A 13,639-nucleotide genomic window follows, 5' to 3' on the forward strand; every position below is an offset into this window, starting at 1 on the left:
TGCATCTCCCGCCGGACGACCGCTTCCGATCGGCCAGTTCCACCGAAGACACCACAGCCGACGGCCACCTGCCGGGTGTCCTGGTGCGCCACGAAGGGTTGACGCAATGACGCCGAACGCCGCTTCCTCCTCCGGGCCGAGCCGGAGAAGCTTCCTCGCCTCCACGGCGGCCGCCACCGCGGCGGTGGCCGCGGGGACGCCGCTGCTGGCCGCCTGCGGCGGCGGGGGCCAGGAGGGCCGCAAGGAGGGCACCACCTCGGGCAAGGAGGCCGCGAAGATCCTCCCGGCGTTCGTGGCGTCGAACGTCGTCACCCCGGACATCCCGGCGAAGAACGGGTCGGCGGCCGGCTTCACCAAGGCGATACCCACCGCGCGGCTGAAGACCTCGGTGCCGAAGAAGCTGGGCAGCGGCGGCGGGCTGACCGTCATGTCGCCGTTCTGGGGCACCCCGCCGAAGGGCGACAACCCGTACTACACCGCGATGAACCAGGCCGCCGGCGTCGACGTCACCTGGCAGAACCAGGACGGTGTCACCTACGACCAGAAGCTCGGCGCGGTGCTCGCCTCCAGCGAGATCCCGGACGTGGTCGTCGTCCCCGGCTGGAACCTGATGGGCCGCATCCCCAGCGCGATCAACGCCAAGTTCGCCGACCTCGGCCCCTACCTCTCCGGCGACAAGGTGAAGGACTACCCGAACCTCGCCGCCGTCCCCACCGAGGCCTGGCAGCGCGGCATCTTCGGCGGCCGGTTGCGCGGCGTCCCGATGCCCGCCTCGTACGTCACCGACATCGCGCCGCTGTACCGCAAGGACCTGTTCGCGAAGCAGGGCTACAGCGTCCCGGGCGACCCCGACGAGTTCCTGGCGTGGGCGAAGGAGGCCACCGACGCCAAGTCCAAGCTGTGGGCCTGCGACGACATGAAGTGGACGGCGTTCAACGTCTTCGGCGTCCTCTCCGGCAGTGACAAGGCGCTCTGGTGGAACCTGGAGGGCGACAAGCTGGTCAACCGCATCGAGACCGAGCAGTACCTCGAGGCGCTGGAGTGGACCCGCAAGCTGTACGCCGCCGGAGTCGTCCACCCCGACGCGGTGCAGGGCAAGGCCGGCGGCGACGCGGGCAACCGGTTCACCGCCGGCGAGGTGCTGGTCTACAACCAGAACATCTCCGACTGGTGGGGCAAGACCGCCGAACAGCACACGCAGAACGCCGACTTCGAAATGGAGGCGTTCGACTACTTCGGCCCCGACGGAGGCGATCCCACCCTGTGGGCGGTCCAGCCGGCCAACATCTTCACCTTCGTCTCCGGGAAGGCGTCCGAGCAGCAGATCAAGGACTTCCTCGCGCTCTGCAACTTCTGCGCCGCGCCGTACGGCACCAAGGAGTTCATGCTCACCGCCTACGGCGTCGAGGGCACCGACTACACGATCGAGAAGGGCCTGCCGGTCAAGACGCAGCAGGGCGTCAACGAGGTCAACGGCGCCTACGACTACACCGGCAACCCGGCCCCGTACATCGCCTACCCCGACCTGCCCGAGGTCACCAAGGGGATGGTCGAGTGGCAGCAGCGCATGGGGGCCTTCACCAAGAAGTCGTCGTTCTTCGGGCTCACCGTCACCGAGCCCACCCGCTGGTCCAATCTCGCCGACGACTTCGAGCAGCTCGAGGACGACGTGGTGCGCGGCCGCAAGAAGATCAGCGACGTGCAGCAGGCCGTGTCCGACTGGCGGAGCAGGGGCGGCGACGGACTGCGCGACTGGTACCGCAAGCTGCTCGACGACAACGGCTCGGCCGACTGACCCGGACCTGAGGCAAGGAGACGGCCGTGTCACACAGCACGGTGCCCCGGGGGACCACCGAGGCGCAGACACCCCAGCAGGACGCCGGTGAGGCGGCCGGGCCCCTCGAGGGCCCGGCCCCGGCCCGGCGGGGCGGGCGCGGGCCCGGGAAGAAGAACTCCGGCAGGCTGGGGTTCCGGCTCAGGTGGCGGCGTGACCGCACGCTGATCCTGATGACCGTCCCCGCCCTGCTGCTGGTCCTGGTCTTCAACTACGTGCCGATCCTCGGCAACGTGGTCGCGTTCCAGGACTACGACCCCTATCTCAGCGAGAACGGCTTCGTCGCCATCTTCGAGAGCCCGTGGATCGGCCTCGAGCAGTTCGAGCGGATCTTCGCCGACTCCGCCTTCTGGCACGCGGTGCGGAACACCTTCGTGCTGTTCTTCCTCCAGCTGGTGCTCTACTTCCCGATCCCGATCCTGCTCGCGCTGCTCATCAACAGCGTGGTGCGGCCCCGGGTGCGGGCGGTCGCCCAGGCGATCATGTACCTGCCGCACTTCTTCTCCTGGGTGCTCGTCGTCACCGTCTTCATGCAGATCTTCGGCGGCGCCGGCATCATCGCGCAGACCCTCCGCCGCCACGGCTACGAGGGCTTCGACCTGATGACGAACCCGGAGATCTTCAAGTACCTGGTGACGGCCGAGACCATCTGGAAGGACGCCGGCTGGGGCATCATCGTCTTCCTCGCCGCCCTCTCCTCCGTCTCCAACGACCTGTACGAGGCCGCCGCCATGGACGGCGCCGGACGCTGGCGCCGCATGTGGCACGTCACCCTCCCCGCGCTGCGCCCGGTGATCGCCCTGCTGCTGGTGCTGCGCGTCGGTGACGCCCTCACCGTCGGCTTCGAGCAACTGCTGCTGCAGAGACAGGCGGTGGGCGTCGACGCCTCCGAGGTCCTCGACACCTACGTGTGGTGGAACGGCATCCGCAACCAGGACTTCAGCTACGCCGCCGCGGCGGGACTCATCAAGGGCGTGGTGGGCCTGGGCCTGGTCCTCACCGCCAACAAAGTGGCCCACCTCATGGGCGAGCAGGGGGTGTACAAGAAATGACCGCCGTCCTCGGCACCCGCCCGGACCCCGGGAAGACCCGAGTGAAGAAGCCCGGCCGCTGGTCCGCGCCGCCCCGCCCGGTGTGGGAGGAGGAGCCGTCCCGCGCCGGACAGGCCGGCAAGGGCCTCGCCCTCGGTCTCGCCTGTTTGGCCATCCTCTTCCCGCTGTGGATCGTGATCGTCACCAGTCTGCAGACCAAGAAGACCATCGACGAGGCCGGCGGCCTGGTGGTGATCCCCAAGGGCATCACCTTCGTCGCCTACCAGGAGCTGCTCGGCGGCGGACAGGTGCAGCGCGCCGCCCTGGTCAGCGTCGGCGTCACCGTCGTCGGCACCCTGTTCAGCATGGCCGTGTCGGTGCTCTGCGCCTACGGCCTCTCCCGCAGCGGCTCGCTGGGCCACCGCTGGATCCTGATGACCCTGCTCGCCACCATGTTCTTCGGCGCCGGGCTCATCCCGACCTACCTGCTGGTGCAGGCGCTCGGACTCACCGACACCTATCTGGCGCTGATCCTGCCGAGCGCGGTGAGCGTGTTCAACATCCTGGTGCTGCGCGCGTTCTTCATGAACATCTCGCAGGAGCTCGTCGACAGCGCCCGCATCGACGGGGCAGGGGAGTGGCGGATCCTGTTCCGCATCGTGATGCCGCTGTCCCGCGCGGTCATCGCCGTGATCTCCCTGTTCTACGCGGTGGGGTACTGGAGCGCCTGGTTCAACGCCTCCATCTACCTCACCGACCAGGACATGATGCCGCTGCAGAACGTCATGATCCAACTGGTGCAGAAGCAGGAGCGGCCCGTGGGACTGGCCGCGCAGATCAACACGGGGCAACTGTCCCCGCTGGCCATCCAGATGGCCGTGATGGTGCTGGCCCTGCTGCCGGTGGCCGTGCTCTCGCCCTTCGTCCAGAAGCACTTCAAGAAGGGGATGCTCACCGGGGCGGTCAAGGGATGACCCCCTGAGCGGGACGCCCGGTGCCACCGGGCGTCCCGCGCCCGCGCAGCCTCTCCGACCACCCCTTGTCCCGAGGACCTGACATGTTCGTGCCCTCCGTCCGCCGGTGTGCGGCGTCCGCCGCCCGAACCCGGGGGACCGTCTGATGCCCCGCCTGGACGACGTCACCCGCGGCCGCATCCTCTACGGCGGCGACTGGAACCCCGAGCAGTGGCCCGAGGAGACCTGGGAGGAGGACGTCCGCCTGATGCGCGAGGCCGGGGTCAACTCCGTGACCCTCGGCGTCTTCTCCTGGTCCCGGATCGAACCCCGGCCGGGCGAGCGGGACTTCGGCTGGCTGGACCGGCTGATGGACCTGGCCCACGACAACGGCATCGGCGTCGTCCTCGCCACCCCCACCGCCTCACCGCCGCCGTGGATGGGCCGGCTGCACCCGGACACGCTGCCCGTCGACGCCGACGGCCACACCGAACTGTGGGGAGGCCGCCAGCACTTCTCGCACTCCAGCGCCACCTACCGGCGCCTGGCCGCCGCGATCACCGAGGACCTGGCCGCCCGCTACGCCGCCCACCCGGCCCTCACCCTCTGGCACATCAACAACGAGTACTGCACCTTCGACCACGGCGACGAGGCCGCCGCCCGCTTCCGCACCTGGCTGCGCCGCCGCCACGGCACCCTCGACGCCCTCAACACCGCCTGGGGCACCGCCTTCTGGAGCCAGGGCTACGGCGACTGGGCGGAGGTGCTGCCGCCCCGGCGCACCCACTACCTGAAGAACCCCGCGCAGGTGCTGGACTTCCGGCGCTTCACCTCCGACATGCTCCTGGAGTGCTTCACCGCCGAGCGCGACATCGTCCGCCGGCACACCCCGCACCTCCCGGTCACCACCAACTTCATGCCGCTGTGGTCCGGGCAGGACGCCTGGCGCTGGGCCGAGGAGGAGGACGTCGTCTCCGTCGACCTCTACCCCGACCCGGACGACCCCTGCGGCGCGCAGCACGGCGCCCTCGTGCAGGACATGACCCGCGCGCAGGCGCGCGGCCCGTGGATGCTCATGGAACAGGCGGCCGGCGCGGTCAACTGGCGGCCGGTGAACCGCCCCAAGCCGCGCGGCCTGAACCGCCTGTGGTCGCTGCAGGCCGTGGCGCGCGGCGCGGACGCCGTCTGCTACTTCCAGTGGCGGCAGTCCCGGCAGGGCGCCGAGAAGTTCCACTCCGGCATGCTCGGCCACGCCGGCCCGGAAGGCCGCGCCCACCAGGAAGTACGCCGGCTCGGCGCGGACCTGGCACGCATCGCCCCGCACGTGAGCGGCGGCGCGGTCACCGCCGACGTCGCCGTGCTGCACGACTGGCACGCCTGGTGGGCGAGCGACCAGGAGGCCCGCCCGTCCCGCGCCGCCGGCCACGCCGAGATCCTCGGCGCCTGGCACCGCGCGCTGTGGCGGGCCCACGTCACCACCGACGTCGCCCACCCCGAGCACGACCTCACCGGCTACCGGATGGTCGTCGCCCCCCAGCTGCACCTCCTCACCGACCGGGCCGCCGACAACCTCGTGGCGTACGTGCGCGGCGGCGGCACCCTGGTCTGCGGCTTCCTCACCGGCGTCGTGGACCAGGACGACCGGGTGCGGCCCGGCGGCATGGACGAGCGGCTGCGCGCCCTCTTCGGCATCCGCACCCTGCACGAGTGGTGGCCGCTGGAGCCGGGCGCGACCGTGGAGGCGGAGGGCGGCCTGCGCGGCACCCTGTGGTCCGAGGAACTGGAACCCGACGGCACCGCCGACGAGACGGTGGCCTACCGGGGCGGCGAACTGGACGGACTGCCCGCCGTGCTGCGCAAGGGCCGCGCCTGGTACGTCTCCACCCTCCCCGAACCGGACGCCCTGCGGGACCTGCTCGCCCGCGTCGCCGCCGGGGCGGGGGCGCGGCCGGTGCTGGACGGGCTCCCGGACGAGGTCGAGGCGGTGCGCCGGGGCGGGCTGCTGTTCCTGCTGCACCACGGCCGCGGCGAGGTCGCCGTGGACGTCCCCGGCACCCACCGCGACCTGCTCACCGGCGCCACCGTCACCGGGCGGGTCACCCTCGGCCGCTACGGCGTGGCGGTGCTGGCGCCATGACCGCCGGACCCGTGCACGGCACCTGGGAGCCCCGGCCGGCCGGCCGCTGGGAGGACGCCTTCCTGTGCGGCAACGGCCGGCACGGCGCCCTCGTCCTCGGCGACCCGGACGACGACCGGACCGTCGTCACCCACCACACCCTCGTCCGGCCCGACGGCGACGAGGGCGGCCGGCACCGGCTGCCGCCCCTGCTGGCCGACGCGCTCCCCGCCCTCCAGGACCGGCTGCTGTCCGGCGACCTCACCGCCGCCGAGGACTTCACCGACGGACGCCCGCTCCAGTGGGTGCGGCCCTTCCACCCCGCCTTCCAGGTCCGCCTGCGCCACCACGACGGCGACGCCGGCCCGACCGGCTACCGCCGCGAGGTCGACTTCACCACCGGCGAGGCCACCGCCCGCCACGACGGCCGCACCAGCCGCGTCTTCGTCTCCCGCGCCGACGACGTGATCGTCCAGCACGTCACCGGCCGCGACCTCACCTTCCACCTCTCCCTGGACCACCGCCTGCCGAACGCGCCCGCCGGACTGCGCGTCGGACACGGCGCCGTCCTCACCCCGGAGGGCGCCCTGCTCGGCCTGCGCGCCCGCTATCCCGGCAGCGACCTCGCGTACACCGGCGTGACCGTGGCCGCCGTCACCGGCGGGCGGACCGAACTCGCCCCGCCCGGCGTGCGCGTCACCGGCGCCCGCGCGGTGCTGCTGCTCACCCGGGTGCGGCGGCACACCGGCGAGGCGGACGTGGCCGCCGAGGGCCGCGCCCTGCACGGCCTGCTCACCCCGGACGAGCCGACGTACGACAGGCTCCTCGACCGGCATCTCGCCCTGCACCGCACCGCCTACCAGCGCGTCACCCTCGACCTGGACGCCGACCCGGCCGAACGGGCGCTGCCCGGTTCCGCGTTGCTCGCCCGGCCGCGCAGCCCCGCCCTGCTGGAGCGGCTGTTCGCCGCCGGCCGCTATCACTTGCTGTCGTCCAGTGGCCTGTTCCCGCCCCGGCTCACCGGGCTGTGGACCGGCGACTGGGACACCGCCTGGTCGGGCGCCTTCACCCTGGACGCCAACCTCAACCTCCAGACCGCGTCCGCCGCCGCGGCCGCCCTCCCGGAAGTCACCGAGGCCCTGGCGGCCTTCGTCCAGGCCCAGTTGCCCCACTGGCGGGACAACGCCCGCGCGGTCTTCGGCGCCCGGGGCGTGGTCGCGCCCGCGCACACCGACGGGGAGTCCGGGCACAGCTACCACTTCAGCCGCGAGTACCCCCTGCACCTGTGGACCGCGGGCGCCGACTGGCTGCTCACACCGCTCGTCGACCACGACGAGACCCGCGGCGCCCACGACCCGCGCACCGCCGCCGCGCTCGCCGAAGTCGCGGACTTCTACGAGGATTTCCTCACCCGTACCGCCCCCGACGGCTCGCTGGCCGTCGTCCCCTCCTACTCGCCCGAGAACCGTCCCGCCAACGGCGGCTGGGGCGCGCTGAACGCGGCCATGGACCTCTCCGCCGCCCGGCACGCCCTGCACACCGCCGCCGCGTACCACCCGGACCGCGCCGACCGGCTGCGCGCCCTCGCCGACCGGCTGCCCCCGCACCGCGTCAACGCCGACAAGGCGCTCGCCGAATGGGCCTGGCCCGGCCTGGACGACACCTACGACCACCGCCACCTCAGCCACCTCTACGGTGTCTGGCCCCTGGGGGAGATCACCCCCTACGACACCCCGGACCTGGCCGCCGCCGCCCACCGCGCCCTGGAACTGCGCGGCCCCGAGAACGACTCCGCGCACGGCCACCTGCACCACGCCCTGGTCGCCGCGCGGCTCCGGGACGGCGCACGGGTCGCCGAGGCGCTCGGCCGCGTGCTCGACGGCGACTTCTTCCACGACTCCCTGATGAGCGCCCACTACCCGCACCGGGACGTCTACAACGCCGACGCCGCCCACACCCTGCCCGCCGTGCTGATCGAGGCCCTCGTGCAGTCCACCCCCGACCGGCTGGTGCTGCTGCCCGCGCCGCTCCCGGCGCTGCCGAGCGGGCGGCTGACCGGGATCCGCACCCGCTTCGGCGCCGCACTCGACCTCACCTGGACGCCGGACGGCGGCACCGCCGTCCTCCGGCCCGCCCGCACCCACCGCATCACCCTGTGGACCTCCGCCGGCGCCGAGCCGCTCGACCTGGCCGCCGGCGAGGAGCGCGTCGTCCCGCTGCCGGCGGCGACGGCGATGACCAGGCACCTCCCCCCACCCATGGAAGGAACACCATGGCACCGAAAACCCTGCGCGGGATCGTCCGGGCGCTGATCGCCCCCACCCTCGCCCTCGGCGTGACGGCCGGACCGGCCTCCGCGCCCGCGCACGCCGCCGTCTGGAACTCCTGCGCCCAGTGGGGCAACACCACCCTGGACGGCTACATCCTCTACAACAACATCTGGGGATCCGGCGCCGGTTCGCAGTGCGTCTGGGCCAACTCCGGCACCAACTGGGGCGTCTGGGCGGACCACCCGAACACCGGCGGCATCAAGTCCTACCCGAACGCCAAGAAGGTGATCGACAAGCGGATCTCCTCGCTGCGTTCGCTCACCAGCAGCTACCGGGTCACCGTCCCGCCGACGGGCGCGTACAACACCTCGTACGACATCTGGGACACGGACTACGACTACGAGATCATGCTCTGGGTCAACCACAACGGGGCCGTCGGTCCGCTCGGGACCGCGCAGGGCACCGTGAGCCTCGGCGGCCACACCTGGAACGTGTACAAGGGGAACAACGGCGCCAACGAGGTCTTCTCGTTCCTGCGCACCTCGGACTCCACCGCCGGCACCGTCGACATCCTCCCCGTCCTGAAGTGGATCAAGGACACCAAGGGCTGGATGGGCGACGAGACCATCGGCGACGTGCAGTTCGGCTACGAGATCACCTCGTCCGCCGGCGGCCTCGACTTCCGCACCGACAGCCTGACCGTCTCCGGCGGCTGACCGCCGCGCGTCCCTGTGCCGTCCGTCCCCGTGCGGACGGCACGGGGCAGGTCAGCGCACCGGCGCGGGACCCGAGCTCGCCCGGACCGTCAGCTCGGGCGGCAGCAGCACGACCTCGTCGCCGCCCCGCCCGTCGAGCTTCGCGACCAGTTGCTCCACGGCGTGCCGGCCCATCTCCTGCGCGGGGAGGGACACCGACGTCAGCCGCACCGACGCCTGCACGGCGACCTGCTCCGGGCAGACCGCGACCACCGAGACGTCCTCCGGCACCGCCCGGCCCTGCTGCCGCAGCAGGGCGAGCAGCGGCTCGACCGCCGCCTCGTTCTGCACCACGAAGCCCGTGGTGCCGGGGCGTTCGTCGAGGATCCGGGCGACCGTCACGGCCGTCGCGTCGTACCCGCCCTCGCAGGGACGGTGCAGCAGCCGCAGTCCCGTCTCCCGGGCACGGGTGCGCAGCCCGTCCAGGGTGCGCTCGGCGAAGCCGGTGTGCCGTTCGTAGACCGCCGGGGCCTCGCCGATGACGGCGAGGTCCCGGTGTCCCAGCCCGGCCAGGTGCTCCACGCACAGCGCGCCGGTGGCCCTGAAGTCGAGGTCCACGCAGGTCAGTCCGGTGGTGTCGGCGGGCAGCCCGATCAGCACGGCCGGCTGGGCGGACTCCCGCAGCAGGGGCAGGCGTTCGTCCTCCAGTTCGACGTCCATGAGGATCATGCCGTCGGCGAGACCGCTGCCGGCGACCCGGCGGACCGCGTCCGGGCCCTCCTCGCCGGTGAGCAGCAGCACGTCGTACCCGTGGGTGCGGGCGGTGGTGGCGACCGCTATGGCGATCTCCATCATCACCGGCACGTACATGTCGGTCCGCAGCGGGACCATCAGCGCGATGATGTTGGACCTGCTGCTGGCCAGGGCGCGGGCGCCGGCGTTGGGGTGGTAGCCGAGCTCGCGGATGGAGCGCTCGACGCGCTGCCGGGTGGTCGCGGAGATCGACCGCTTGCCGCTGAGGACGTAGCTCACCGTGCTCGCCGAGACTCCGGCGTGCTGGGCGACCTCGGCGAGGGTGACCATCCGGCATCTCCCAGGGATGTGAAGCGCTTCGACTGTGCGCGGAAACGGTAAAGCAGCTTATGAGAAACGGCTCGACCCTAGCTCTCACAGGGGTGTGGTGTCCAGACAGTCGAAGCGCTTCGACAGGAGAGTCCTCCCCTGCCCCGACTGTGCGCGGATCGGCCGGACAGCGGCACGCAGGGTGGTGGGGTCGCTACATATCGGGTACATACGATCGAGTAGCACCCGTCCGTACCGCCATGACTCCATCCTATTCGCGGCGAGGTGAGCCTCATGTCCGCAGTACCCGAGACACCCGCGGCCCCGTCCCGGCCGGCCGTCACCGAACGTGAGGCCCGACAGGTCGCCGAGGCGGCGCGGGAGCAGGACTGGCGCAAGCCCAGCTTCGCCAAGGAACTGTTCCTCGGCCGCTTCCGCCTCGACCTCATCCACCCCCACCCGCTCCCCGCCGACGAGGACGTCCGGCGCGGCGAGGAGTTCCTCGCCGCGCTGCGCGACTTCTGCGAGACGAAGGTCGACGGCGCCGCCATCGAGCGAGAGGCGCGCATCCCCGACGAGGTGATCAACGGGCTCAAGGAGCTCGGCGCCCTCGGCATGAAGATCGACACCAAGTACGGCGGCCTCGGCCTCACCCAGGTGTACTACAACAAGGCCCTGGCCCTGGTCGGCTCCGTCAGCCCCGCCGTCGGCGCGCTGCTCTCCGCGCACCAGTCGATCGGCGTCCCCCAGCCGTTGAAGATCTTCGGCACGCGCGAGCAGAAGGAGACGTTCCTGCCGCGCTGCGCCCGCACGGACATCTCCGCCTTCCTGCTCACCGAGCCCGACGTCGGCTCCGACCCGGCCCGCCTCGCCACCACCGCCGTGCCCGAGGACGGGGGCGCCTCCCGCTCGAGCGAAGCCGAGGGTGAGGGACACTACGTGCTGGACGGCGTGAAGCTGTGGACCACCAACGGCGTGGTCGCCGACCTCCTCGTCGTCATGGCGCGCGTGCCGAGGTCCGAGGGCCACCGCGGCGGCATCACCGCCTTCGTCGTGGAGGCGGACTCCGAGGGCGTCACCGTGGAGAACCGCAACGCCTTCATGGGCCTGCGCGGCCTGGAGAACGGCGTCACCCGCTTCCACCGGGTCCGCGTCCCCGCGTCCCACCGCATCGGCGAGGAGGGCCAGGGCCTGAGGATCGCCCTGACCACCCTCAACACCGGACGGCTCTCCCTGCCCGCGATGTGCGTCGGCGCCGGCAAGTGGTGCCTGAAGATCGCCCGCGAGTGGTCCGCCGAACGCGAGCAGTGGGGCAAGCCGGTCGCCCACCACGAGGCCGTCGGTTCCAAGATCGCGTTCATCGCGGCGACCACCTTCGCCCTGGAGGCCGTGGTCGACCTCTCCTCGCAGATGGCCGACGAGGACCGCAACGACATCCGCATCGAGGCCGCCCTCGCCAAGCTCTACGGCTCCGAGACGGCCTGGCTGATGGCCGACGAACTGGTCCAGATCCGCGGCGGGCGCGGCTTCGAGACCGCCGACTCGCTGCGCGCCCGCGGCGAACGGGCGGTCCCGGCCGAGCAGATGCTGCGCGACCTGCGCATCAACCGGATCTTCGAGGGCTCGACCGAGATCATGCACCTGCTGATCGCGCGCGAGGCCGTGGACGCCCACCTGTCCGTCGCCGGCGACCTCATCGACCCCGACAAGACCCTCGGCGACAAGGCGCGGGCGGGCGTCAACGCGGGTGCCTTCTACGCCAGGTGGCTGCCGAGACTGGTCGCCGGACCCGGACAGCTCCCGGGCGCGTACGGCGACTTCAAGCACGGCATCGACCTCTCCCCGCACCTGCGCTACGTCGAGCGCGCCTCCCGCAGGCTGGCCCGCTCCACCTTCTACGCCATGTCCCGCTGGCAAGGGCGGATGGAGACCAAGCAGGGCTTCCTCGGCCGGATCGTCGACATCGGCGCCGAACTGTTCGCGATGAGCGCCGCGTGCGTCCGCGCGGAGCTCCTGCGCGCCCGCGGCGAGCACGGCCGCGAGGCCTACCAGCTCGCCGACGCCTTCTGCCGCCAGGCGCGGCTGCGCGTCGAGGAACTGTTCGGCCGGCTCTGGAGCAACACCGACGACCTCGACCGCAAGGTGGTGAGGAACGTCCTCGGCGGCTCCTACACATGGCTGGAGGAGGGCGTGATCGACCCCTCCGACGACGGGCCGTGGATCGCGGACGCCGCCCCCGGCGCCTCCACCCGGGAGAACGTGCGCCGGCCGGTCCGCTGACCCGGCCCCGGGGAGCGGACCGGCCACGGCGCACGGCCCCTCCGTCCGCTCCCCGCACGCGGCGCACACGCCCCCGGGGTACCGGGGCGGGGGCCCGACGTCCCCCGCGACCGGACACAATGGGGGCCATGACCGACGCTCCAGCTCCCCTCGCCGACCCGCACCTGCTGTACGACCCCGTCGCGGGAGACGGCCCGAAGGACGTGGTGATCCTCGGCTCCACCGGGTCGATCGGCACCCAGGCCATCGACCTCGTGCTGCGCAACCCCGACCGTTTCCGGGTCACCGGCCTGTCCGCCCACGGCGGCCGGGTCGCCCTCCTCGCCGAGCAGGCGCACCGCCTGCGGGTCCGCACGGTCGCCGTCGCCCGCGAGGACGTCGTGCCGGAGCTGCGCGAGGCGCTGTCCGCGCGGTACGGCACGGGGGAGCCGCTGCCGGAGATCCTCGCCGGACCCGACGCGGCCGGCCAGGTCGCCGCCTCCGACTGCCACACCGTCCTGAACGGCATCACCGGCTCCATCGGGCTCGCCCCGACCCTCGCCGCGCTGGAGGCCGGCCGCACCCTCGCGCTCGCCAACAAGGAGTCGCTGATCGTCGGCGGCCCGCTGGTGAGGGCGCTGGCCAAGCCCGGCCAGATCATCCCGGTGGACTCCGAGCACGCCGCGCTGTTCCAGGCGCTGGCCGCCGGCACCCGTGCCGACGTCCGCAAGCTGGTCGTCACCGCCTCCGGCGGCCCCTTCCGCGGCCGCACCCGGCAGGAGCTGGCGGCGGTCACCGTCGAGGACGCCCTCGCGCACCCCACCTGGGCCATGGGCCCGGTGATCACGATCAACTCCGCGACCCTCGTCAACAAGGGCCTGGAGGTCATCGAGGCGCACCTGCTCTACGACATTCCCTTCGACCGCATCGAGGTCGTCGTGCACCCCCAGTCGTATGTCCACTCGATGGTCGAGTTCACGGACGGATCGACACTGGCCCAGGCGACGCCCCCGGACATGCGGGGCCCCATCGCCATCGGCCTCGGCTGGCCCGAACGGGTCCCCGACGCCGCCCCGGTCTTCGACTGGAGCAAGGCGTCCACCTGGGAGTTCTTCCCCCTCGACGACGAGGCCTTCCCCGCGGTGAACCTCGCCCGGCGCGTCGGCGAACTCGCGGGAACCGCCCCGGCGGTGTTCAATGCCGCGAACGAGGAGTGCGTCGAGGCCTTCCGCACCGGTGCGCTGCCGTTCCTCGGCATCATCGACACGGTCACCCGGGTGGTCGAGGAGCACGGAACGCCCGCCGCGGGAACCTCCCTGACCGTGTCGGACGTCCTCGAAGCGGAGACCTGGGCCCGGGCGCGGGCCCGTGAACTGACAGCCCGGACGGCGAGCACGGAGGCGCGTGCATGACGACCCT

Annotated in this window: 9 protein-coding genes; 8 read left to right on the forward strand and 1 reads right to left on the reverse strand. The window is 72.2% G+C overall.

The window, feature by feature from the left end; translation table 11 throughout:
• Positions 1–106 precede the first annotated feature (106 nt).
• The 6 genes from ACWH4W_RS13875 to ACWH4W_RS13900 all read left to right on the forward strand — a co-directional run bounded on the left by ACWH4W_RS13875 (position 107) and on the right by ACWH4W_RS13900 (position 8,920).
• Complete coding sequence (locus ACWH4W_RS13875) at positions 107–1,795, forward strand: extracellular solute-binding protein (RefSeq protein WP_473076036.1); 1,689 nt, start codon at positions 107–109, stop codon at positions 1,793–1,795.
• A gap of 26 nt (positions 1,796–1,821) precedes the next feature.
• On the forward strand, positions 1,822–2,886 hold the full coding sequence (locus ACWH4W_RS13880; RefSeq protein WP_473076037.1) for an ABC transporter permease: 1,065 nt from the start codon (positions 1,822–1,824) through the stop codon (positions 2,884–2,886).
• A complete protein-coding gene (locus ACWH4W_RS13885) occupies positions 2,883–3,839 on the forward strand; it encodes a carbohydrate ABC transporter permease (RefSeq protein WP_290006529.1) in 957 nt (318 codons plus the stop codon). Before ACWH4W_RS13880 ends, ACWH4W_RS13885 begins: the two co-directional genes overlap by 4 nt.
• Before the next feature lie 145 nt (positions 3,840–3,984).
• Positions 3,985–5,955: a beta-galactosidase gene (locus ACWH4W_RS13890; protein ID WP_473076038.1), complete on the forward strand. Its 1,971-nt coding sequence runs from the start codon at positions 3,985–3,987 to the stop codon at positions 5,953–5,955.
• Positions 5,952–8,246: a glycosyl hydrolase family 95 catalytic domain-containing protein gene (locus tag ACWH4W_RS13895; RefSeq protein WP_473076039.1), complete on the forward strand. Its 2,295-nt coding sequence runs from the start codon at positions 5,952–5,954 to the stop codon at positions 8,244–8,246. Before ACWH4W_RS13890 ends, ACWH4W_RS13895 begins: the two co-directional genes overlap by 4 nt.
• Complete coding sequence (locus ACWH4W_RS13900; protein ID WP_473076040.1) at positions 8,207–8,920, forward strand: glycoside hydrolase family 12 protein; 714 nt, start codon at positions 8,207–8,209, stop codon at positions 8,918–8,920. The genes ACWH4W_RS13895 and ACWH4W_RS13900 overlap by 40 nt, the downstream gene beginning before the upstream one ends.
• 51 nt (positions 8,921–8,971) lie before the next feature.
• Here the strand turns inward: ACWH4W_RS13900 and ACWH4W_RS13905 are convergent, their stop codons facing one another.
• Positions 8,972–9,982: a LacI family DNA-binding transcriptional regulator gene (locus ACWH4W_RS13905; RefSeq protein WP_473076041.1), complete on the reverse strand. Its 1,011-nt coding sequence runs from the start codon at positions 9,980–9,982 to the stop codon at positions 8,972–8,974.
• Between the two features lie 273 nt (positions 9,983–10,255).
• Here ACWH4W_RS13905 and ACWH4W_RS13910 point away from each other — a divergent pair, with 273 nt between their 5' ends.
• Together ACWH4W_RS13910 and dxr are read left to right on the forward strand one after the other, a co-directional pair.
• Complete coding sequence (locus ACWH4W_RS13910; protein ID WP_473076042.1) at positions 10,256–12,241, forward strand: acyl-CoA dehydrogenase family protein; 1,986 nt, start codon at positions 10,256–10,258, stop codon at positions 12,239–12,241.
• Positions 12,242–12,369: 128 nt separating this feature from the next.
• Complete coding sequence (gene dxr / locus ACWH4W_RS13915; RefSeq protein WP_473076043.1) at positions 12,370–13,632, forward strand: 1-deoxy-D-xylulose-5-phosphate reductoisomerase; 1,263 nt, start codon at positions 12,370–12,372, stop codon at positions 13,630–13,632.
• Positions 13,633–13,639 lie beyond the last annotated feature (7 nt).

The organism is Streptomyces sp. DSM 120436, assembly GCF_055778765.1.

Excerpts from the sequence above, each read along its gene's own strand:
- ACWH4W_RS13875 (WP_473076036.1), top strand. The coding sequence starts at position 107 with ATGACGCCGAACGCCGCTTCCTCCTCCGGGCCGAGCCGGAGAAGCTTC.
- ACWH4W_RS13900 (WP_473076040.1), top strand. The coding sequence starts at position 8,207 with ATGGCACCGAAAACCCTGCGCGGGATCGTCCGGGCGCTGATCGCCCCC.
- ACWH4W_RS13890 (WP_473076038.1), top strand. The coding sequence starts at position 3,985 with ATGCCCCGCCTGGACGACGTCACCCGCGGCCGCATCCTCTACGGCGGC.
- dxr (WP_473076043.1), top strand. The coding sequence starts at position 12,370 with ATGACCGACGCTCCAGCTCCCCTCGCCGACCCGCACCTGCTGTACGAC.
- ACWH4W_RS13905 (WP_473076041.1), bottom strand. The coding sequence starts at position 9,982 with ATGGTCACCCTCGCCGAGGTCGCCCAGCACGCCGGAGTCTCGGCGAGC.
- ACWH4W_RS13895 (WP_473076039.1), top strand. The coding sequence starts at position 5,952 with ATGACCGCCGGACCCGTGCACGGCACCTGGGAGCCCCGGCCGGCCGGC.
- ACWH4W_RS13885 (WP_290006529.1), top strand. The coding sequence starts at position 2,883 with ATGACCGCCGTCCTCGGCACCCGCCCGGACCCCGGGAAGACCCGAGTG.
- ACWH4W_RS13910 (WP_473076042.1), top strand. The coding sequence starts at position 10,256 with ATGTCCGCAGTACCCGAGACACCCGCGGCCCCGTCCCGGCCGGCCGTC.